The organism is Gemmatirosa kalamazoonensis (assembly GCF_000522985.1).
GTDB lineage: Bacteria > Gemmatimonadota > Gemmatimonadetes > Gemmatimonadales > Gemmatimonadaceae > Gemmatirosa > Gemmatirosa kalamazoonensis.
Map to the genome: position 1 here is coordinate 2,701,867 of NZ_CP007128.1, position 21,457 is coordinate 2,723,323.

Genomic DNA, 21,457 nt, shown 5'->3' on the forward strand with positions numbered 1-21,457 from the left:
CCGACGCTCATCGACGCCCGCACACCGAACGTCACGTGAACGACACGCTCGATCCGAAGCTCCGCTCGTGGGTGGAGTCGGCGCACGACCCCGCCACCGAGTTCCCGATCCAGAACCTGCCGTTCGGCGTCTTCCGCCGCGCGGGAAGCGACGAGGCGCCGCGCGTGGGCGTCGCGATCGGCGACCAGATCCTGGATCTCTGCGCGTGTCTGGCAGAGGGGCTGCTGGAGGACGTGCGCGAGGGGCCGGCGGCGATCGCGTGCGCGGCGCCGTCGCTCAACGTGCTCATGTCGCTCGGCCGCGCGCACGCGACGGCGCTGCGCGCGGGCGTGAGCCGCGTGCTGCGCGCGGGCGGGGCGCCGACGCGCTACGACCGCGAGCGCGCCGAGCGGATCCTCGTGCCGATGGCGGACGCGGAGCTGTTCCTCCCCGCCGACGTGGGCGACTACACCGACTTCTACGCGTCGGTGTTCCACGCGACGAACGTCGGGCGCCTGTTCCGTCCCGACCAGCCGCTGCTTCCGAACTACAAGTGGGTGCCGATCGGCTACCACGGCCGCGCGTCGAGCATCGTGCGGAGCGGCACGCCCGTTAGGCGCCCGCACGGCCAGACCAAGCGCCCCGACGACGAGCGGCCGACGTTCGGTCCCACGCGGCAGCTCGACTACGAGCTGGAGCTGGGCTTCTACATCGGCGCCGGCACGTCGCTCGGCCAGCGGCTCGCGATCGACGACGCGGAGTCGCACCTGTTCGGCGTGTCCCTCGTGAACGACTGGTCGGCACGCGACGTCCAGAGCTGGGAGTACCAGCCGTTAGGCCCATTCCTCGCCAAGAGCTTCGCGACCACGGTATCGCCGTGGGTCGTGACGCTCGACGCGCTGGAGCCGTTCCGCCGCGCCGCGTTCGCGCGCCCCGAGGGCGACCCGGCCCCGCTGCCGCACCTGGTGTCCGTGGTGGACCAGGCGCGCGGCGCGTTCGACGTCACGCTCGAGGTGTGGCTCTCCACGGCGCGCATGCGCGACGCGGGGCTCGACCCGTGCCGCGTGAGCCACGGCTCGTTCGCCGACATGTACTGGACCCCTGCGCAGCTCGTGACGCACCACACGAGCAACGGCTGCAACCTGCGTCCCGGCGACCTGCTCGCGAGTGGCACCGTCTCGGGCCCCGAGCCGTCGTCGCGCGGCTGCCTGCTGGAGCTCACGACGCGCGGCGCCGAGCCGCTCTCCCTACCGGGCGGCGAGACGCGCGCGTTCCTCGACGACGGGGACGAGGTGATCCTCCGCGGCTACTGCGAGGCGGAAGGGGCCGTACGGATCGGGTTGGGCGAGTGCCGCGGCCTGGTCGTCGGATAGCGTCGGCGGTGGCACGCTCGCTGCCCCGGTGAGGCCGCCTCTGAGCCTGGAGGCAGCATGGCAGACAACGAGCGCGACCGGTACCGCGACAACGACGACGTGCGCCAGATCGACGACCCGGCGACGCGCAACGACGTGAAGAGCGACTCGCGCAACGAGGCGCGTGGCGACGCGCGCGAGAGCATCGGCAACCACGCGCGCGGCACCGACACGGACGCCGCGGGGCGGAGCGGCAACGACCGGCAGCGGAGCCGCTCCGACCTGCCCGATCAGTACGACGAGGACCTCGCGCGCGACAACCGCCGCGGCCGCGAGGGGGAGGGGATGAGCGACCTGGCGATGGACACGCGCTCCGGCGCGGCGGGCTTCGCCGACGTCCCACCGTCCGAGCCGCACACCGGCGACACGCGCCACGGCTGGCGCGCGCACGCGCAACAGGGACACGCGCAGAGCCCCGTGGAGCTCACGCACAGCGAGCCGCCGCCCAAGAAGGAGGGGCACGGCGCGACGGATCTGCAGCGGAAGCCCGAGCGCTGACGTGCGTCGCGGCCACCGCGCTCAGAGCGTGACGAGCGAGACGAGCGCGGTGGCCAGCACGGCGCAGAACAGGACGGTGCCGTAGACGAGCGAGAGCGCGACGAACTTCACCGCCGTCCGGCTGCGCGAGCCGCCGTAGACGCGGCGCATCGACGCGAAGAAGTAGATCGGCATCCACAGCAGCGGGATCGCCGCCACCGCGCCGAACCCCACCGGGCGCAGACCCACCGCCGACACGCGCGCCGTCGTCATCGCGAGATACGCGAACGCGTGGTTGTGCAGCGCGAACACGAAGTGCTCGGCGTAGTAGACCGGCGTCCGCAGGTACAGAAGGCGCAGCAGCAGCGCGAACACGGGGAGCAGCAGGAACACCATGTTCGGCGCCTTCTGCATCATCGCGTTCCTCAGCACGAGGCGCTGCTCGGTCGGCGACATGTGCTGCAGCTTCAGCAGGCCGCCCACGAAGTGGCGCTTGAACCACGCGCGCGGGTCGTTCCCCTTCTCGTTGCGGTGCCGCTCGAGGAACGCCTTGAACTCGGCGTCGTCGCGCACGACGCCCGACTGGTCGGTGAGCGCGGTGCCGGCCGTCGCTGCGCTGGGCGGCGCGCCCGTGCGGCTGAACGTGACGAGCGACTTCTGCACGTCGTTAGGCGCCGCGCTCGGCGGGTCGCGCAGGAGCGACAGCGACACGAAGAACAGCACGCTCATCGTGAGGTACAGTCGCAGCGGCCGGAGGTAGCGCACGCGTCGGCCCGCGAGAAACTCGCGCGTCAGCCCGCCCGGCCGCCGCACGAGCAGCCACAGCGTCGCCGGGATCTTGCCGTCCCATCCCGCGAACGTGTCCAGCAGCTCGCCGAGGATGCCGTACAGCGAGCGGTGGAGGTCGTGCGTCTCCTGGCCGCAGCGCGGGCAGTAGTGCTCGCACCCCTCGCCGCCGCAGTTCGCGCAGCGCGTCCCCTCCACGGGTGGCGTCGCGGCGTCCGACGCGGGAGCGAACGTCGAGGAGCGCCCCGGCGGCGCCGCGTCGATCAGGACGGAGGGGGAAGGACGCATGGGCCAAACTCCGCTCGGGTCACGCGACCGCGCAAGACGGCGGCGCGTCGTCGTCGCGCAGATCGGCGCACGACCGGTTGATGCGGCCGCAGTCGAGGCAGATCTGCTTGCACTTCCGCCACACGAGCCGCGCCGAGCCGCAGTGGTCGCAGGTGTCCCGGGGTTCGTCCATGGCGATGAGGATACATCGAAACGCGAGCGGCCGGTGCAGGGAGTCGCTTCCCGTGCACCGGCCGCCGCGCACTCGAGGAGCCGCGATTACTGCGTCACGGTCACGATGACCACCGTCGGCTGCCCCTGCGGCTGCAGGTTCTGGTCGAGCGCCTGGTAGGTGAGCTTCGCGGTGCCCTGCTTGAACCCGCGGATGTTGCCCTGCGCGTCGCCCGACGCCACCGACGGGTCGTCCGACTGGACGGAGATGTTGGCCGTGCGCCCGAACAGCGCGGCCCCGTTCGCGTCGCGCGGCGTCACCGAGACCACCGTCGCCGGCGACGAGCGGAGGCTCAGCGTCACCGTCGTCGGCTGGACGTCGATCGTGGCGATCGGGATGGGGAGCACGAGCACCTGGGCCTGGCCGATCTGCGACCCGGGGAGCCCCGGCACCGCGTCCGTGATGGCCGAGATGACCGCCGTCGCCGCCGAGACGCCCGTCACGAGCCCGGTCTGGTCGACCGGCACGGCGACGGAGTTGCTCGACGTCCACGTGATCGGCCGGCCGCTCACGGTGACGCCGAGCGAGTCGGTGAGCGTCGCGGTGAAGCGCTGCGTCTGACCGGCGGTGATGTTGGCCTGGATCGGCAGCACCTGCACGACGGCGATCGGCACCGGCGTGACGGTGAGCTTGATCGTGTCGGCAACGGCGCCGTTGTCGACGCTCGCGATCAGCAGCGCCTGGCCGAGCTTCTGCCCGACGACCGTGCCGAGCGAGGTCACCGAGAACACCGACGGGTCGGTGCTCTTGTACTGCACCTGTCGGTTCAGGATTGCGCGTCCGAGACTGTCCGCCGGCACCGCGACGCGCGAGCTGGGGACGCCGGTGCCGTTGGAGCCGAGTCGGATGAACGGCGCGCGGTTGCCGAAGCGGATCTCCTTCGCCGGGATCGGCAGCACGGTGATGGCGACGCTGCCGCGCGCCGACGTGCCGGCGACCGCGATGTCGATCGTGGTGGTGCCCTGCCGCACGCCGGTGACGACGCCCGACTGCGGGTTCACCGTGGCGACCGTCTGGTCGTTGCTCGAGTACGTGATCGTCTGGCCGGCCGTCGAGATCGGCGCGTTGTCGGCGGCGAACAGCGACACGGCGATCTGGTTCGACTCGGTCTCGAGCAGCTCGTTCTTCCCCTTCTGCAGGGCGCCGGTGACCTTCGCGACGCTCGGCGGCTGGACGGTGATGACGGTGTTGAACGGCACGCCCTGCACGCTGCCCGTCACCGTCGCCTGACCGACCGTCACGCCCTTCACGAACGTCCCGGTCGTCGTGTTGTCCGTCTCCACCGTCACGACGTTCGTGTTCGTGCTCGTGATGGTGACCGCGCGCTTGCCGAGCGCCTGACCGGTCGCGCCGATCGGCGTGATCACGAGCTGCACCCGCTCGTTCAGGTGCACCGTCGGCGGCGGCGCGTCCACGCGCACCGGAATCTCCTGCGTCACGACGAGCGTCGCGCTCCCCTTCACGCCGCGCGCCGTCGCGGTGATGATCGTCGTCCCCTCGGAGACGGTCGTGAGCGCGCCCGAGCTGGCGTTCACGGTGGCGACGGCCGGGTTACTGGACTCGAAGCCGATGCTGATCTTCGAGCTGTTCGTGAGGTTCCGGTCCCCCTTGCCGTGCACCGCGGCGATCGCCTGGCCCTGCGCGCGGGCCGGCAGGCTGTCGTTGGGGCTCAGGCTGACGTCGACCGACACCACCTTCGGCACGCCGGTGATGAACTCGCACCCCGTCGTGAGCGTCGCCAGCACCGCGGCGAGGACCGCCAGCCCTCGACGCGACCGGGTCGCGGAGAGGGAGAGAAGAGACCGCATGAAGGATTTCCGGTGATTGTGAGTCCGCGCCCGGACGGCAGCCGGACGGTGATCCAGGACGCACGGGGAGCGCGTCGACGCGCTCCGCCCGGCCGCGAGGCAGCCGGGGGGCGCCGTCATCCTAGAGAGAGTAGTAAGCGGACCCGGACGTAACAACATCGAGTGCTGTGCGGCGTCGCGCGGGTACCCGCACACACCGGTCGGGTTCCGCGGCCGCCGTCAGCGGGGGCCCGGAGCGCTCCGCCCTGCCGCGGCGAGCTGCCGGTCGAGCACCGCGGGGTCCGACGTCGGGAGGTCGCAGGTGGCGTGGCGGCACACGTACGCCGTGGCCCGCCCGCCGATCGCGGTGCGCCCTGCCCGCAGCGGCCGGCCGTGGCCCGACCGCTCGGGGCCCCCCTCGACGACGAGCGACGGCACGTAACGCCGCCCCGCCGCCGCGGCGAGCGCGCGGAACCCGGCTGTGGCGGGATCACCGACGAGCACCAGCTCCACGGCCCCGTCCACCGCCATGTCCGCGGCGCCGAGCAGGTGGCCGAACGCGGGGGCGTGGCGGGCCAGCGGCTCGGCGAGCGAGGCGAGCACCCGGTCCGCGCGTCGACGGTACCCCTCGTCGCCCGTGACGTCGGCGAGGACGAGCAACAGCTCCACGGCGAGCGACGTTCCGGACGGCGTCGCGTTGTCGGTCGGATCGCGGGGCCGGGTCACGAGGCGCTCGGCGTCGGAGGCGGTGTCGAAGAACGCGCCGACCTCCTCGTCCCAGAACCACTGCACCGTCGCCTCGCCGATCCGCCGGGCGAGGTCGAGCCACCGCTCGTCGAACGTGAGCGCCCACAGCGCGAGGAAGCCGAGCGCCACGCCGGCGTGGTCCTCGAGGAAGCCGGGGATGCGGGTGACCCCCTCCATGTGGACGCGCATCACCCGCCCGGTGGCCGGGTCGACGAGCGTGGACGCGAGGAACTCCCCGTTCCGGAGCGCGAGGTCGCGCAGCCAGGCGGATCCCTCGCTCCCGGGATCGAACGCCCGCGCGGCCTCGGCGACCGCCCGGAGCATGATCCCGTTCCACATGGCGAGGATCTTCTCGTCGCGCGCGGGGCGCACGCGGTGGGCGCGGACGGCGAGCAGGGCGTGCTTCGCGCGACGCACGGCGTCGGCGAGCGACGCGTCGCTCCCCTCCTCGGCGGCCGGCTCGACGTCGTCCGCGGTCGACGGGCGCGACACGAACGGGATGTTGTGCCCCTCGAAGTTGCCCATCGGCGTGACGCCCCAGTAGTGGACGACCGCCTCGATGTCGCCCGGCGAGAAGCCGCTCGCGTCGAGCGCCTCGCGCAGGTCGTCGTGGTCCCAGACGTAGAACTTCCCCTCGTGCCCCTCGCTGTCGGCGTCGAGCGTCGCGTAGAAGCCGCCGCTCGGGGCCGTCATCTCGCGCGCCACCCAGCGCAGCGTCTCCTCGGTCACGCGGCGCGCCTCGGCGTCGCCGGTCGCCTGCCACAGGTGCACGCCGAGCCGCGACAGCAGGGCGTTGTCGTAGAGCATCTTCTCGAAGTGCGGCACGAGCCAGATGGCATCGACGGCATAGCGATGGAAGCCGCCGCCGACCTGGTCGTAGATGCCGCCCCGGGCCATCGCGCGGAACGTGTGCGCGGCCATGTCGAGCAGCGACGGGTCGCCCGTGCGCGCCCACCGCCGCAGCAGGAAGTCGTACGCCATCGCCGGCGGGAACTTCGGGGCGCCCTTCGTGCCGCCGCGGTCGCGGTCGTACGTGGCGGCGATGCTCCGCACCGCGCGCACGAGCGTGTCGTCGTCGAGCGTGCCGCTCGGCACCGCGGCGCGCGCCGCCTCGGCGTACATGTCGCGCAGCGCGCTCGTCGTGCGCTCCACCTTCTCCCGCTGCGTGCGCCACGCCTCGGCCACGGCGCGCAGCACGCGGCGGAAGCTCGGCATGCCGTGCCGATCCTCCGGCGGGAAGTACGTGCCGGCGACGAACGGCTCCCCGTCGGGCGTGAGGAACACCGTCATCGGCCATCCGCCGTGCCCCGTCATCGCCTGCGTCGCCTGCATGTAGATCGCGTCGACGTCGGGGCGCTCCTCGCGGTCGACCTTCACGGGGACGAACCACTCGTTCATGAGCTGCGCGGTCGCCGCGTCCTCGAACGACTCGCGCTCCATGACGTGGCACCAGTGGCACGCCGCGTAGCCGACGCTGAGCAGGATGGGCCGGTCTTCCGCGCGTGCCTTCGCGAACGCCTCGTCGCCCCACGGATGCCAGTCGACGGGGTTGTGCGCGTGCTGGCGGAGATAGGGGCTGGTCTCGTCGATCAGGCGATTCGTCATCTGCGTAATCTGCGCAATCTGCGGATTAGATTCCCGCCCCATGCGAACGACCTTCGCCATCGCCCTCGGCGGCGCCGTCGGCACGGTGGCGCGCTACGGCCTGGGAACCTGGATTCAGCGAGCCACCGCCACGTTCCCGCTCAGCACGCTCGTCATCAACGTCACGGGCTCGTTCCTGCTCGGCTTTCTGATGCGCTGGATGCTGAGCACCACGGCGTCGCCCGACCTGCGCGCCGCGCTGACGATCGGCTTCTGCGGCGGGTACACGACGTTCTCCACGTTCAGCTACGAGGCCGCGCGGCTGATGGAGTCCGGGAGCTGGGCGCGGGCGAGCACGTACATCGTCGCGAGCGTGGGGGCGTCGCTCCTCGCCACGTTCGCCGGATTCGCCGCCGCGGTGCGCACCATCGCCCGCGGCAGCTAGGAGGCTCCATGCACGGACTCGTCGGCGAGCGTGTCCTCATGCGCATCCACATCGGCGAGCGCGACCGCCACAAGGGCGCGCCATTGCACGAGGCGATCGTCGCGCTGCTGCGCGAGCGGCACCTGGCCGGCGCCACGGTCCTGCGCGGCATCATGGGGTTCGGCGCCACGGCGCGCGTGCACACCGACAAGATCCTGCAGCTCTCCACCGACTTGCCGCTCGTCGTCGAGTGCGTCGACACGGAGGAGAAGATCGAGGGCGTGCTCGCCGAGCTCGATGCGATGATCGGCGGAGGTCTCATCACGCTGGAGAAGGTGCGCGTGATCGTGTATCGCCCCGAGCGCCCCGCGTAGCGGATCCCGATCCTCATCCCGACATACCCTTTCATGACCGACACGAGCTTCCAGGACCTCGCCGCCCACTTCGACGCGGGCACCACGCGCGCGCGCGCGACGAGCTGTTCGACTTCCTGCGCATCCCGAGCGTGAGCGCGCGCTCCGAGCACGACGCCGACACCCGCCGCGCCGCGGAGTGGGTGCGCGACTCGCTGACGACGGCGGGGCTCACGGCCGAGATCATCGACACCGCCGGCCACCCGATCGTGCTCGGCGAGTGGCATGGCGCGCCCGCGCGGCCGACGATCCTCATCTACGGCCACTACGACGTGCAGCCGGCGGAGCCGCTGGAGCTGTGGGACTCGCCCGCGTTCGAGCCGACGATCCGCGACGGGCGCATCTACGCGCGCGGCTCGGTGGACGACAAGGGGCAGCTGTTCCTGCACGTGAAGGCGCTCGAGGCGCACCTGAAGGTGCGCGGCACGCTGCCGGTGAACGTGATCGTGCTCGCGGAAGGGGAGGAGGAGGTCGGCAGCGAGCACCTCGAGCAGTTCATCCGCGACCACGCCGACCGGCTGAAGTGCGACGCGGTGGTCATCTCCGACTCGGCGATGTTCGCGCCCGGGCAGCCGTCGATCCTCTCGTCGCTGCGCGGGATGGCGTACTTCCAGATCGACGTGCAGGGGCCGGCGACGGACCTGCACTCGGGGAGCTACGGCGGTGCGGTGGTGAACCCGGCGATGGCGCTCGCCCGCATCCTCGCGACGTTCCACGACGACGAGGGGCGGATCGCGATCCCGGGCTTCTACGACCAGGTGCGCCCGTTCCCGGACGCGGTGCGCGCGGGGATGCGTGCGCTGCCGTTCGACGAGTCGCACTTCCGCGACGAGGTGGGCGCGCCGGCGTTAGGCGGCGAGGCGGGGCATACCGTGCTGGAGCGTCTGTGGACGCGGCCGACGTGCGAGGTGAACGGCCTGCTGTCCGGCTACACGGGCGAGGGCGCGAAGACGGTCCTGCCGGCGAAGGCGATGGCGAAGGTGAGCTGCCGGCTGGTCCCCGACCAGGACCCGCAGGAGATCGAGCGGCTCATGAAGGCGCACGTGGCGCGCGTCGCGCCGAGCGGCGTCACGGTGACCGTGAACCACCTGCACGGCGGCCGCCCGTGGCGCGCCGACCTCGAGGGCCCACTGTTCGACGCCGCGCGGCGCGCGCTGGCCGAGGCGTTCGGGCGGGAGCCGGTGATCGTCGGCGAGGGGGGCTCGATCCCGGTGGTCGGCGACTTCCAGAACGTCCTCGGCGCACCGGTCCTGCTCGTCGGCTTCGGGCTGCCCGGGGAGAACGCGCACGCCCCGAACGAGTGGCTGTCGGCGGAGAACTTCGAGACCGGCATGCGGGCGATGGCGCGGCTGTACGACGAGTACGGGCGGGCGTAGCCCCGGAAAGGGGTACGCGGCTTGCTCGGTAGGCGCGTACCATGCTCTTCAAAAGCCGCAACGCCGCGTTCCACGCGCTGGCGGCGGCCGCCGCGTGCATCGTGTCGGCCGTTCCGTCCGCGCGTGCTCGCGCGCAGGCGCCGCACGACGACTCCAAGGAGATGGAGCACCCCGAGGTGCGGACGGTCGAGTTCCACGGCGTGAAGTCCGTGAAGCTCGGCGAGCTGCGCGAGGCGCTCTCGACGCAGCCGTCGCACTGTCTCAGCCTCCTCTTCCGGCCCGTCTGCCTGTTCTCGAAGTCGCCGTACTTCTACGAGCGGCGCTACTTCGATCCGCTGGAGTTCCGCCGCGACGTGCTGCGCGTGCTCGTGTTCTACTACCGGCGCGGCTGGCGCGACGCGCAGGTGGACACGACGGTCGCGCGCGACGGCAACGAGGTGCGCGTGCGGTTCGACGTCGTCGAGGGCCCGCCGACGATCGTCGACACGGTCGTCGTCAGTGGGCTTCAGGGCGTGATGCGCCAGCGGCGGGGCCGGCGCGCGCAGCAGCGGCGCTCCGGGCTGCGGCCGGGCGAGCCGCTGAACATGCTGAAGCTGGACACCGCGGTGGCGCGCATCCGCACCGGGCTGCTCGATCGCGGCTACGGCAACGCCGTCGTCGAGGCGCCGAAGATCGACGAGGACACGACCGCCCACCGCGCGCGCGTGACGATCGCGACGCGCCCCGGCCCGCTCACGCCGATCGCGCGCATCGACGTCGTGCGCCTCAGCTCCAAGAAGGCCGTGAGCGACGAGACGATCCGCAACTCGCTCACGTTCGAGCCCGGGCAGCTGCTGCGCCGCCGCCGGCTGGCCGAGAGCCAGCGCGCGCTGTACGAGTCCGGGCTGTTCCGCTCCGCGCTCATCGACACCGCGGTCGCGACGGGGCCCGCGACGGGCCGCACCGTGTGCGCGCAGCAGGCCGCCGGCGCGCCGACGCGCGCCGCGCCCGCCGCGGCGGCAGCGGGCCAGGGCGCGAGCGCGCCGCACGACAGCACGAAGAACGTCGTCGTGTGCGTGCTCGAGGGACAGCTCCACGACGCGCGCGTGAGCGCCGGCTTCACGACGGCCGACTTCTTCGCGCTGCAGGCGAACTACACCGACAACTACTGGCTCGGCGGGCCGCGCCGGCTGTCGATCAACGCGTCGGTCGGCAACCTCGGCGCGCAGCAGCTCAACGGCACGAAGCCGTTCTTCGACGTCTTCTCCACGCTGCCGGCGGGCGCGGCGCGCGAGAGCCGCTACCTCGCGCCGACGTTCCAGCTCGGCGCGAACGTGCAGCAGCGGTGGTTCCGGTCGCCGCGGAACACGTTAGGCGGCGGCGTGTTCGGGCAGCGGCGCTCGTCGCCCGGCATCTTCGTCGACCGCGGCTACGGCGCCAACCTCGCGTTCACGCGCGAGCTCACGACGCAGGTGCCGCTGAGCGCCACCTATCGCTTCGAGATCAACCGCGTCGAGGCGGGCGAGGTGTACTTCTGCGTGAACTTCGGCGCGTGCGACTTCCCGACGATCGACGCGCTGCAGGGGCAGCAGCGGCTGTCGCCGGCCGCGCTCACCGGCTCCATCAGCACCGCCGACAACCCGCTCGAGCCGACGAGCGGGTGGCTCGGGCGGCTGGAGCTGGAGCACGCGTCGCGGGTGACGCTCAGCGACTACCGCTACAACCGCGTGTTCGGCTCGGGCTCGACGTACCTGCGGCTCGGCTGGCGGCGCTCGGTGCTCGCGTTCCGCGCGCAGGCGGGATGGGTGAAGGCGCTCGCGAGCACGAACCAGGCGGTGGGCGTGTCCGGCGGCGACCCGGTGCTGCATCCCAGCAAGCGGATGTACGCCGGCGGCTCGCAGAGCGTGCGCGGCTTCGGCGAGAACGAGCTCGGGCCGCGCGTCCTCACCGTCGACCCGAACCTCATCCTCGGCCGCAAGATCGAGAAGGGCGACACCACGTACGCGTGCGGCGGCGGCGGCGTCACGCCGGCGGTGCTGCGGAGCTGCTTCCAGCAGCGCGGCGACTCCATCAGCGACCGCGACTTCATCGAGCGGCCGTTAGGCGGCACCACGCTCGCGTTGGGCAGCGTGGAGCTGCGCGTCCCGGTCTGGGGTCCGCTGCTCGCCGCCGTGTTCGTCGACGGCGCGATCCTCGGTGAGAAGGCGCTCTCGGAGCTCGGCAAGGGCACGGGCGCGATCACGCCGGGGGTCGGCGTGCGCTACCTGTCGCCGGTGGGGCCGGTGCGCGTCGACATCGGGTACAAGCCGAAGCTCACCGAGCGGCTGCCGGTGTTCACGCAGCTCGACAGCCTCGGCACCCGGCGGCTGATCGACCTCACCGCGAACCGGGGGTGCTCGTCCGGCAACACGGCCGGATGCCGCGCCTTCCCGCTGCGCGAGAGCGCCAGCGCGCTGCGCCGCACGCTCGACCGACTCACGCTTCACCTCTCCATCGGGGAGGCGTTCTGATGGCCACCGAACAGACGCCCACGCCCGACCACGCGCATCCGTCGCCGCCACGGCCGCACGCGCGCCACACCGGACGACGCGTGGCGGCGATCGTGCTCGGCAGCCTGTTCGCCCTCGTCGTGCTCGCGGTCGTCGCCGTGTTCGTGCTCACGAACACCGAGTGGGGACACGAGCAGATCCGCCGGAAGCTCATCGCGACACTCAACACGGGCGACCGGCGCGTCCACGTGGGGCGGATCAGCGGCAACCTGCTGAAGGGGCTCACGCTGCACGACGTCGCGATCACCGACTCCAGCGGCGCGCCGTTCCTCAAGGCCGACTCGGTACACACGGGCTACCAGGTGCGGCCGTTCTTCTCGAAGAAGATCGATCTCTCGCACGTGCAGCTGTGGCGCCCGGTGCTCGTGCTCGACCGGCCGCCGCACGGCGTGTGGAACTGGGAGCGCATCTTCCCATCCGACACGACGAAGAAGGACACCACGACGTCGACGGGCTTCGGCAGCTGGATCGTCCTGCACGACGTGCACGTGTACGACGGCGACGTGACGGTGCGCATCCCGTGGAACCCAGACTCGTCGCTCGCCGCCGCGTCGCGCGACAGCGCGATCAAGGTGGCGCTCGACACGACGTCGAAGTTCCGGCTGCGCGTGCGGCAGGTGCCTAACGGCTACCAGCAGGTCCAGTACTACCGGTCGCTCTACGGCGCGTTCCCGACGGTGAGCCTCGCGCAGCCCGGGCAGAAGGCGCGGCTCATCGCGGCCGACAGCCTGCGCGTGATCGCGTCGCCGTTCCGACCGCCCGAGGCGACGGTGACGCAGGCGCACGGCAACATCCGCCTCGACGCCGACTCGCTCTGGTTCCGCAACATGCAGGTGTGGATGCCCGGTTCGTTCGCGGCGCTGAGCGGCAGCTACGGGCTGAAGACCGGAGGGCTCGACATCTCCGGCGACGCTCGGCCGGCGGCGCTGCACGACGTGCGCTTCCTCATGCCGGCGCTCCCCGACAGCGGCATCGCGACGAGCCGCTTCCACGTCTTCATGGGCGGCAGCGACACGTCGGTGTTCCGCTTCGCGGGCATGGACCTGCGCTCGGCGCGCACGACGGTGCAGGGGGACCTCGGCTTCAGCTTCACCCCCGAGGTGCGGATCGACACGACGGACGTGCGGTTCGCCGGCCTCACGACGACGATGCTGGAGGAGCTCGTGCCGGCGGCGAAGTCGCCGCGCCCGGGCACGCTGACCGGACGGCTGAAGGCCGACGGCACGCTCGCCGACCTCGCGCTCGACGGCGACGTGACGTTCGACGAGCCGCGCTCGGGACGGTCGCGCATCGTCGCCGACGGCGTGGTGGGCGCGTCCGACGGCGTCGTGCGCGCCCGGCACCTCCAGGTGCGGCTCGCGCCGTTCCAGGTGGCGCTCGCGAAGATCTACGCACCGACGCTCCCCGTCGGCGGCACGGTGACGGGCCGGGCGACGGTGAACGGCAGCACCACGTCGCGGCTCGACGTCACCGGGATGGACCTCACGCACGCCGACCGCGGGCAGATCTCGCGCCTCGTCGGCCGCGCCGCCGTCGCGATGAGCGGCTCGCCTAACGCGCCGCCTCCCATCCCGCCGCGTCGCACCGCGGGCGACGGCGCGGCGCCGGTGCTCGCGAGCGAGCGGGAACGCACGCGCGTGCGCGGGCGCACCGGCAATCCGTGGTTCGACGTCGACGTCGACGCGCGGCCGCTGTCGCTCGTCACGGTCGGGCGGTTCGCGCCGGCGATCGGGCTGCGCGGCAGCGCGCGCGGGCCGATCCGGCTGCGGGGCACGATGCGCGACTTCGCCGTGACGTCGGCGCTCGCGCTGAACGACGGCGGCCGCGTCTCGGTCGTCGGCCGGCTGGGCATGGGCGACGTGCCGACGTACGATCTGCGCACGCGTCTGGAGCTGTTCAACGCGAACGCCGTCGTCGCGAAGGCGCCGAGCACGTCGATCACCGCGCGGGCCGACGTGAGCGGCCGCGGCAGCGACCCGAAGACGATGGTCGCGCGGCTCGACGCCGACGTCAGCACGACGCGCATCGACACGGTGGCGATCGACAGCTCGCGCGCCCGGCTGCGCATCGCCGGCGGGCTGCTCACGGTCGACACGCTCGCCGTGCGCGCGCCGCAGACGCGCCTCGACATGCTCGGCACGTTCGGGCTCGTGGCGGGGCGCAGCGGCGAGCTGTCGTACCTCGCGCACGTCGACTCGCTCGCCGGGCTCGCGCGCTACATCCCGCATCTCACCGGCAAGGTCCAGCCGCGCCCGGCGATCCTCGCGGAGCGCGTGGCGGCCGCCCGCGCGGACTCCACGCGCAACGCGCAGCGCAACCAGGTGCGGCTCGCCGTCGGCGAGGCGACCATCCCGCGCATCGCGGTGGACACGCCGCAGACGATCGCGAAGGACTCGCTCGCCGGCGCGGTCTACGCCGCGGGCGTGCTGCGCGGCAACATCGAGGGCTTCGACGCGCGCGGCCGCGCCGGCGCGGTGAACCTCGTGGCGCTCGGCAACGCGGTGCAGCGCGCGCGGTTCGCGTACGCGGGCAACGCCATCCGCACGAAGCAGCAGACGTTCGCCGTCGCCGGCGTCGCCGACTCGCTCCTCGTGGGCGGCTTCGCGCTCGACTCGATCGACGTGCGCGCGTCGTACCGCGAGCCGGGCGGCAACCTCCAGCTCGCGGTGTGGCAGAACAAGGGGAGCGACGTGTCGGTACGCGCTGACTACGGCATCTATCCCGACCGCCGGGAGCTGCTGTTCGGCCGGCTCGTCATGCGCTTCGACACCACGTTCTGGGCCGGGACGCACCCGAGCGCCGTGCGATGGGGGCAGCCGGGCGTCGAGGTCGAGAACCTCGAGCTGACGAACGGCTACGGTGGCCGCATCTTCGTCGACGGTCGACTGCCCACCGGCGGCGCGGCGAACATGCGGCTGCAGGTGGAGAACTTCCAGGTCGCCGACGTCGTGGGGCTGCTGCAGAGCGACGTGCCGGTGCGCGGCCTCGCCGACGTCGACGCGAGCATCACCGGCCCGCTCACGGCGCCGATCATCCGCGCCACCGCGGCGCTCGACAGCGCGAGCTTCCGCGGCACCGCGCTGCCGAGCCTCGCCGCGAACATCGACTACGCGAACCGGCGCCTCACCGGCCGCGCGCAGGCGCGCGGCAGTCTGCTCGCCGCGCTCGCGACGGCGCAGGGGAGCCGCGTCGCGGCGACGCAGCCGGACACCGGACGCACGCTGCTCGAGGTGACGGGCAGCCTGCCGATCAACCTCGCGCTCGAGGGCGTGACGGGACCGCGGCTCGCCGACGACGCGCCGCTCGTCGCCGACTTCCGCGCCGACTCGCTGCCGCTCGACCTCGCGTCGCGCTTCACCGACGCGGTGGCCGAGGTGCGCGGGTCGGCGCGCGGCGCGGGCACGGTGCGCGGCACGATCAAGAAGCCGGAGATCGCCGGGCAGGTGAACCTCGTCGACGCCGGGTTCCGCGTGACGGCCGCGGGGATCCTGATGAAGGACGTGAACGGCGCGCTGCGGCTCAGAGGCGACACGGTCGTCATCGACTCCATCGCCGGCCGCACCGATGGGCGCATCGCGCTGCACGGCGGCATCGGCATCAAGACGCTGTCCGCGCCGTCGTTCGACCTGCGCGTCACGGCGGACCGCGCGACGGTGCTCGACAACGAGATCGGCCGCATCAAGGCCGACGCGCAGATCGCGGCGTACGGTCCGTTCGACGGCGTGTTCGTGAGCGGCGGCGCGCGCGTGCTCGGTGGCGTGATCTACGTCCCCGAGTCGGACAAGAAGGAGGTCATCTCGTCCGGCGATCCCACCGTGTTCGCGGTGCTCGACACGACTCGGCTCGCGAACAAGGACCTCGTCGAGCAGCAGTCGCCGCTCCTCGCGAACCTGCGCACCGACGTGTACGTGGGCGTCGATCGCGACACGTGGGTGCGCTCGCGCGAGGCGAACGTGGAGGTGTACAGCGACGGCGACCTGCGCGTGCGCATGAACCGCGCGCAGCAGGCGGTCGTGCTCGACGGCATCGTGAACACCGACCGCGGGCAGTACACGTTCCTGAGCAAGCGCTTCCAGGTGAAGAGCGGCTCGGCCACGTTCATCGGCACGCAGGAGCTCGACCCGAACCTGCAGGTGGTGGCCGAGTACGAGGTGCCCAACGGCCGCCCGCCGCTCACCGTGCGGATCCTCATCGGCGGCACGCTCACCGCACCGCGCATCTCGCTGGAGAGCGACGCGCAGCCGCCGATCCCGCAGTCGGACCTCCTGAGCTACCTCGCGTTCGGGAGCAACACGGGACAGCTGCTGTCGTTAGGCTCCGGGTCGAGCGTGAGCTCGTCGTCGCCGAACAACGGCCTCGTGGGCACGACGGCGGCGCTCGCGCGCAAGCAGATCGCGAGCGTGGCGACGGGCGTCATCGTCGACCAGCTCGAGAGCAAGGCGGGGCGATCGCTCGGCGCGGACGTCTTCAACATCACGCCGGTGCCTGGGCTGCCCGACGAGTTCGCGGGCGGGAACCTCGGCGGTGGGCTCGAGCAGTTCGTGCGCGGCACGCAGATCGAGTTCGGCAAGTACTTCAACCGGCAGCTCTACGTCGCGTTCCAGGCGACGCCGGTGTTCTTCGAGGGGACGCCGCCGATCCCGGGCTTCGTGGTGCAGTACCGCTTCGCGCACCTGTTAGGCCTGCAGCTGGAGTCGAACTGGCAGCCGCGCTACTTCCTGCCGCCGCCGTCGCTCTCGCCGCAGACGATCGACCCGAAGAACGCGTTCGGGCTGTTCCTCGTCAGGAACTGGCGGTTCTGAGCTTGAACCGCGGAGGACGCAGAGGAAACCAAGAGTGAATTGGTATCCTCTGCGTCCTCTGCGTCCTCCGCGGTCCAATAACCTCAGGCGTCGCGCAATCCGCTCAGCAGCCCGTCGTTCGACGTCGTGACGCCGATCCGCTTGATGAGCCACTCCATCGCGGCCGCCGGCGGCATCTGCTGCAGCCCGCGGCGCAGCACGTACACCGCGTCGAGCTGGTCGGGGCGGAACAGCTTGTCCTCGCGGCGCGTGCCCGAGGCGGGGATGTCGATCGCCGGGTAGATGCGGCGCTCGGAGAGCGAGCGATCGAGCTTGATCTCGCAGTTGCCCGTCCCCTTGAACTCCTCGAAGATCACGTCGTCCATCCGCGACCCCGTCTCGACGAGCGCGGTGCCGATGATGGTGAGCGACCCGCCGCCGTGCGACGGCGCGACCGCGCGGGCCGAGCCGAAGAACGCCTTCGGCTTCGCCATCGCCGTCGCGTCGAGACCGCCCGACAGCGTGCGCCCGATGCCGCGCTCGATCGTGTTGAACGCGCGCGCCATGCGGGTGATGGAGTCGAGCACGATGACGACGTCCTTGCCCAGCTCGACGAGCCGGCGCGAGCGCTCCATCACCATCTCCACGACCTCGCGGTGCCGCTCGGCCGGCATGTCGAAGCTCGACGCGACGACCTCGCCGTAGCCGCACGCCACCATGTCGCTGACCTCCTCGGGGCGCTCGTCGACGAGCAGCACGAGCAGCGCGGCCTGCGGGTGGTTCAGCGCGACGCCCTCCATGATCGCCTGGAGCAGCATCGTCTTGCCGCTGCGCGCCGGCGCCACGATGAGCGCGCGCTGCCCATAGCCGATCGGCGCGATGAGGTCGATGACGCGGCGCGTGATCTCCGGGCCGCCCTTCATCTTGCGCGTCTCGAGCGTGAGCTTGCGGTCGGGGTACGTCGCCATGAGCGCCTGGAAGTCCGGGCGCTTCACCGCGGCCTGCGGCTCCTCGTCGTTCACCTTCGTGACCTCGACGACGCACATGCGGCCACGCTGGTCGCGACCGGCCATGACCTCGACCTTGTCGCCGGGCCGCAGCCCCCACTGCTTCATGACCGCCTGCGGCACGAACGGATCGCTCGGACCGGGCAGATAGCTGTTCACCGCCTGGCGAACGAACCCACCGTCGCGGCCGACGCCGAGCCAGCCCGCGAACGCGGTGTCGGCGGCGGTGACGACCGGCTGGCGATCGAACGGCTGCTGATCGCGCTGCCGGTTGCGCTGCCGGTTGCGGCGGCGCGAGTGGCGGTCGGGACGACCGCCGCGGTCGAAGCCACCCTGCTGGCCACCCTGTCGATCGCTCTGGCGATCGCCCTGACGGTCGAAGCGCGGGCCGTTGCGCGGCTCGTTGCGGAAGTCGCGGCCGTTGCGGCCATCGCGCCCGTCGCGCCCATCGCGCCCTGGCTGGCGGCCCTCACGGGGCTCACGGGGCTCGCGCGGCTCGCGCGACTCGCGCGGCTCCCGAGTCTCGGGCACCTGCTCGGCGCGGCCCTCGCGCACGGCGGGCGGCTCGCCGCGCGGCTCCGCGGGGGCAACCGGGAACGTCGCCTCTCCGGTGGGGGCGTCGCTCGCGTCGCTCGCCGCGCTCTCGGCGCGCGGGGCCTCGTCGCGGCGCTGGCCGCGTCCGCGGCGGCCGCGGCCCGGGCGGCGCGTGGCGCCGTTCTGCGCCGCACCCGCGAGGTCGGTCGGCGAGCCGAGGTCGACGTCCGGGTCGCCGCCGAAGCTCACCGTCTCGCTGAACACCGGGCGGGAGTCCGCGGGGGGCGCGGGTGGCTCCGTCGGCGCGGGGGCCGGGGCGGGAGCGGGAGCGGGAGACGGCACCGTCGCCGTGCCGGTCGACGGACCGGCGTCCGTATCATCGCGGTACGGATTGACTTCACCCACGGCGTCGGGCTGCGGCGTGGCGGATTGCCGGCCGCGGCCACGCCGGACGGGGCGGCGAGGTTCGTTCATGCAGCGAGAGGGTCGAGGTGATGGACGTCCACGAAGGGACCGGGCGCTTCCCGCGGGCATTCGCCCAGGAGCGCGTTAGGACGTGGCGCAGGTGCGTCTGAACGGCGTCCGCCAGAATGGAAGCACAGCGGATCGCGCGGCTGGCCGCGGGTGCTGCGACGTGCGGGGAGCGCTGTGCGCGTCGTCGTAGGGAGTGCGCCCCGAGCGCGGCGAATGCGCGGGCGAACCGTCTCGAACGACGCGACTGCCTCGGGAGTCACACGGGGCGCGGGCGTTTCACGCGCGGTCCGATCGCGACCGCTGACGCCGCACTGGCTCGGGCGACCCGGCCACACCGTACGTCGGCGATCTGCTCGTCCCCGTGTCTCGGGGGGCCGCCGCGTGCGCTGGTGGCCAGCGACTATCGGTCTGCCGAAGGCACTACGAGTATCGCAACGGGCCGCGTGTCGCGCAACCCGGTCGTGTCTACTGGCGCGAACGGTGGTACCCCGGCGAGTTAAGTTCCGATCCATGTCGACCCAGATTTCCGATCTCAGCGCGCAGGTCCACGACGCCGTCGCGCGCTACGACGCGACGCGTGACGCCGGCGCACTCGTCTCCCGCCTGCTCACGCTCGCCGCGGAGGCCGAGGGTGACGCCGGCGCCGAGGCGCTCCTCGCCGCGGCCGCGCCGTACCGCCAGATCCCCGAGGTGGCCGGCCCCCTCTACGAGCGCGTCGTCGCGCTCCGTCCCGACGACGCACAGGCGCTCGTCGTCCTCGGGAACGCGTACTGGCTCACCGGCCGCGGCCCGGAGGTGGTAGGGGAGCTGGCCACGCGCGCGATCGGCATCGATCCGACGAACCGTGGCGCGTGGCACATGTGGGCGCTGACCGAATCCGACCCGCGGCAGCGCACGCAGCGCTGGCTGCAGGTCACCCGCCGCTTCCCGCAGGACCAGCTCGCGAAGGCGCTCCTCGCCGACAACGCGGCGAGCCTCGCCGGCGCCGAGCACGACGACGAGGCGCTCGCCCTCGCGATCGCAACCTACGAGGAGCTGCACGCGTCTGCCGAGCACCCCGAGCAGCGCGCCGCGCTGGACCATGCCCTGAACACGCTGAAGGGGTGGAAGCTGTGAGCGAGGAGACGAAGGGGAGCTCGCTCGAGGAGTTCCGGCAGTTCCGCGAGCGCATGAACGCGGAGATCCTCGGCGAGAACAACCTCGTCGTGAACCGTTTCTTCGCGCTCGACGGCCGCGCCTACGAGGCGGGCGCGCTCGACGTGCGGACGAAGGAGCTCCTCGGCCTCGTCGCGTCGCTCGTGCTGCGGTGCGACGACTGCGTGACGTACCACCTCGTGCGCTGCGCCGAGGAGGGGGTGACGCGCCCGGAGATCTTCGAGGCGCTGTCGGTCGGCCTCATCGTCGGCGGCTCGATCGTGATCCCGCACATGCGGCGAGCGGTGGATCGGTGGTCGGAGCTGGAGCAGAGGGCCTAACGGGACTCGGGACTCGGGACTCGGGACTCGGGACTCGGGGGGCACGAGTTCCGAGTCCCGAGTCCCGAGTCCCGAGTCCCGAGCCACTCACTTCGCGACGAACCGGTTGTTCGTGGCGTCCAACCGTTCCAGGGTCTTCCGGATGTCGTCGCCGACCGCCTCGATGCGGGTGATGCTGTGCGGGTTGAACGCGGGGTCGTACGGGCTGCGCGTCGGGCCGCCGGAGACCTCCATCACGTCGTCGAACTTGTAGGTCACCGTCTTCTTGCTCTTCGGGTCCGTCCACGACCCGGACCAGGCGAGCGCGCGGTTCTTCGGCCAGATGCCGTACGGCAGCGCGAACGAGCGCACGCGGTAGCCGGGCACCGCGGAGTCGATCCCCATCACGTTCCGCGCGATCTGCTCCTGCACCACGGCGTCGGAGTACTTGTCGAGCCGAGCGTGCCAGAGCGTGTGCGAGCAGAGCTCGAAGCCCTGCTGGTTCAGCCACTGCACCTTCTGGAAGCGCCACGCCTTCTGTTGCCCTTTGAACTTCGGGCCGTCGCCGAAGAAGTTGTGGCCGGCGGCGCCGCCGTTCAGCATGCAGAACGTGCCCCGGTTCTTCCATCCGGGGTGCGACTTCGCGAAGTCGAGCCAGATGCCGACCCCGCTGTTCGGATCGATCTTGCCCGCCTCGCCGAGGTAGCTGAACTGCTCGGGCGACGCATCGTCGAACACGAACACGACGGGTGACATCCCGGGCGGCACGTCGCGGAAGTCCTTGTCGAGCAGCTGCGACATGTTGATCGGCCGATAGCCGCGCTTGTACACCTCCTCGAGATCCGCCTTGAAGCTGGCGACGGTCCGCGTGTACATCGCGTTCTTCTCGCCGCCGATGACGTGGTACTCGAGGACGGGAATGCGCCCGTTCAGGTTCGGCGCGCGACCGCCGCCGGGGGCCCCGGCGGACGACGCCGCCACCTCACCGCCTGCGGTGGTCGAGTCGGCGGTGGCCTGTCCGGGGGACGCGGCGCTGTCCCCGGTGGTGGCCGGCGCGCGGTGGGTGTCGCCCTTGGCGCAGGCGGCGAACGTGGCCGCGGCGAGCAGCGCGGCGGCGAGCGGAGCGGATCGACGAGACATCTCTGGGAGCGGGGGGGTCGGAGCGTGGCGCCCGTGCGGGGCCGCGGGACTGGCT

The 21,457-nt window shown here is 72.1% G+C and carries 15 protein-coding genes; 9 read left to right on the forward strand and 6 right to left on the reverse strand.

Features of this window, described 5'->3' with window-relative positions; all coding sequences use genetic code 11:
• Nucleotides 1-35: 35 nt before the first annotated feature.
• Nucleotides 36-1,352: a fumarylacetoacetase gene (gene fahA / locus J421_RS11630; protein ID WP_025411349.1), complete on the forward strand. Its 1,317-nt coding sequence runs from the start codon at nucleotides 36-38 to the stop codon at nucleotides 1,350-1,352.
• Between the two features lie 57 nt (nucleotides 1,353-1,409).
• Nucleotides 1,410-1,889, forward strand: a complete 480-nt coding sequence (locus J421_RS11635; protein ID WP_025411350.1) for a hypothetical protein — start codon at nucleotides 1,410-1,412, stop codon at nucleotides 1,887-1,889.
• A gap of 21 nt (nucleotides 1,890-1,910) precedes the next feature.
• On the opposite strand, the gene J421_RS11640 is transcribed toward J421_RS11635, so the two are convergent.
• The 4 genes from J421_RS11640 to J421_RS11650 all read right to left on the reverse strand — a co-directional run bounded on the left by J421_RS11640 (nucleotide 1,911) and on the right by J421_RS11650 (nucleotide 7,292).
• Nucleotides 1,911-2,942 carry a DUF3667 domain-containing protein gene (locus tag J421_RS11640; RefSeq protein WP_104022533.1) on the reverse strand — a complete coding sequence of 344 codons (1,032 nt, stop codon included), beginning with the start codon at nucleotides 2,940-2,942 and terminating at the stop codon, nucleotides 1,911-1,913.
• A 19-nt stretch (nucleotides 2,943-2,961) separates the two neighbouring features.
• Nucleotides 2,962-3,114: a hypothetical protein gene (locus J421_RS32725; RefSeq protein WP_158508752.1), complete on the reverse strand. Its 153-nt coding sequence runs from the start codon at nucleotides 3,112-3,114 to the stop codon at nucleotides 2,962-2,964.
• Between the two features lie 86 nt (nucleotides 3,115-3,200).
• The gene (locus J421_RS11645) at nucleotides 3,201-4,961 is read right to left on the reverse strand and encodes an Ig-like domain-containing protein (RefSeq protein WP_158508754.1); all 1,761 of its coding nucleotides are present in this window, start codon (nucleotides 4,959-4,961) and stop codon (nucleotides 3,201-3,203) included.
• A gap of 219 nt (nucleotides 4,962-5,180) precedes the next feature.
• On the reverse strand, nucleotides 5,181-7,292 hold the full coding sequence (locus tag J421_RS11650; protein WP_025411353.1) for a thioredoxin domain-containing protein: 2,112 nt from the start codon (nucleotides 7,290-7,292) through the stop codon (nucleotides 5,181-5,183).
• Nucleotides 7,293-7,332: 40 nt separating this feature from the next.
• Here J421_RS11650 and crcB point away from each other — a divergent pair, with 40 nt between their 5' ends.
• The 5 genes from crcB to J421_RS11675 all read left to right on the forward strand — a co-directional run bounded on the left by crcB (nucleotide 7,333) and on the right by J421_RS11675 (nucleotide 16,814).
• Nucleotides 7,333-7,716 carry a fluoride efflux transporter CrcB gene (gene crcB / locus J421_RS11655; protein ID WP_025411354.1) on the forward strand — a complete coding sequence of 128 codons (384 nt, stop codon included), beginning with the start codon at nucleotides 7,333-7,335 and terminating at the stop codon, nucleotides 7,714-7,716.
• Between the two features lie 8 nt (nucleotides 7,717-7,724).
• The gene (locus J421_RS11660) at nucleotides 7,725-8,069 is read left to right on the forward strand and encodes a DUF190 domain-containing protein (RefSeq protein ID WP_104023099.1); all 345 of its coding nucleotides are present in this window, start codon (nucleotides 7,725-7,727) and stop codon (nucleotides 8,067-8,069) included.
• 131 nt (nucleotides 8,070-8,200) lie between these two features.
• Nucleotides 8,201-9,484 carry a dipeptidase gene (locus J421_RS11665; protein WP_236646243.1) on the forward strand — a complete coding sequence of 428 codons (1,284 nt, stop codon included), beginning with the start codon at nucleotides 8,201-8,203 and terminating at the stop codon, nucleotides 9,482-9,484.
• A 41-nt stretch (nucleotides 9,485-9,525) separates the two neighbouring features.
• Nucleotides 9,526-11,973, forward strand: a complete 2,448-nt coding sequence (locus J421_RS11670) for a BamA/OMP85 family outer membrane protein (protein WP_025411356.1) — start codon at nucleotides 9,526-9,528, stop codon at nucleotides 11,971-11,973.
• Entirely contained in the window at nucleotides 11,973-16,814 is a 4,842-nt protein-coding gene (locus J421_RS11675) for a translocation/assembly module TamB domain-containing protein (protein ID WP_025411357.1), read from the forward strand. Before J421_RS11670 ends, J421_RS11675 begins: the two co-directional genes overlap by 1 nt.
• Before the next feature lie 83 nt (nucleotides 16,815-16,897).
• Here the strand turns inward: J421_RS11675 and rho are convergent, their stop codons facing one another.
• Entirely contained in the window at nucleotides 16,898-18,598 is a 1,701-nt protein-coding gene (gene rho, locus J421_RS11680) for a transcription termination factor Rho (protein ID WP_025411358.1), read from the reverse strand.
• A 720-nt stretch (nucleotides 18,599-19,318) separates the two neighbouring features.
• Here rho and J421_RS11685 point away from each other — a divergent pair.
• A complete protein-coding gene (locus tag J421_RS11685; protein WP_025411359.1) occupies nucleotides 19,319-19,924 on the forward strand; it encodes a hypothetical protein in 606 nt (201 codons plus the stop codon).
• 53 nt (nucleotides 19,925-19,977) lie between these two features.
• Nucleotides 19,978-20,283 carry a carboxymuconolactone decarboxylase family protein gene (locus J421_RS11690; RefSeq protein WP_104023101.1) on the forward strand — a complete coding sequence of 102 codons (306 nt, stop codon included), beginning with the start codon at nucleotides 19,978-19,980 and terminating at the stop codon, nucleotides 20,281-20,283.
• 87 nt (nucleotides 20,284-20,370) lie between these two features.
• On the opposite strand, the gene J421_RS11695 is transcribed toward J421_RS11690, so the two are convergent.
• A complete protein-coding gene (locus tag J421_RS11695) occupies nucleotides 20,371-21,402 on the reverse strand; it encodes a polysaccharide deacetylase family protein (RefSeq protein ID WP_025411361.1) in 1,032 nt (343 codons plus the stop codon).
• Nucleotides 21,403-21,457 lie beyond the last annotated feature (55 nt).

Coding starts and splice junctions, on each gene's coding strand:
- J421_RS11645 (WP_158508754.1), bottom strand. CDS start 4,961: ATGCGGTCTCTTCTCTCCCTCTCCGCGACCCGGTCGCGTCGAGGGCTG.
- J421_RS11650 (WP_025411353.1), bottom strand. CDS start 7,292: ATGACGAATCGCCTGATCGACGAGACCAGCCCCTATCTCCGCCAGCAC.
- J421_RS32725 (WP_158508752.1), bottom strand. CDS start 3,114: ATGGACGAACCCCGGGACACCTGCGACCACTGCGGCTCGGCGCGGCTC.
- J421_RS11685 (WP_025411359.1), top strand. CDS start 19,319: ATGTCGACCCAGATTTCCGATCTCAGCGCGCAGGTCCACGACGCCGTC.
- J421_RS11635 (WP_025411350.1), top strand. CDS start 1,410: ATGGCAGACAACGAGCGCGACCGGTACCGCGACAACGACGACGTGCGC.
- J421_RS11660 (WP_104023099.1), top strand. CDS start 7,725: ATGCACGGACTCGTCGGCGAGCGTGTCCTCATGCGCATCCACATCGGC.
- crcB (WP_025411354.1), top strand. CDS start 7,333: ATGCGAACGACCTTCGCCATCGCCCTCGGCGGCGCCGTCGGCACGGTG.
- J421_RS11690 (WP_104023101.1), top strand. CDS start 19,978: ATGAACGCGGAGATCCTCGGCGAGAACAACCTCGTCGTGAACCGTTTC.
- J421_RS11675 (WP_025411357.1), top strand. CDS start 11,973: ATGGCCACCGAACAGACGCCCACGCCCGACCACGCGCATCCGTCGCCG.
- J421_RS11695 (WP_025411361.1), bottom strand. CDS start 21,402: ATGTCTCGTCGATCCGCTCCGCTCGCCGCCGCGCTGCTCGCCGCGGCC.
- J421_RS11670 (WP_025411356.1), top strand. CDS start 9,526: ATGCTCTTCAAAAGCCGCAACGCCGCGTTCCACGCGCTGGCGGCGGCC.
- J421_RS11640 (WP_104022533.1), bottom strand. CDS start 2,942: ATGCGTCCTTCCCCCTCCGTCCTGATCGACGCGGCGCCGCCGGGGCGC.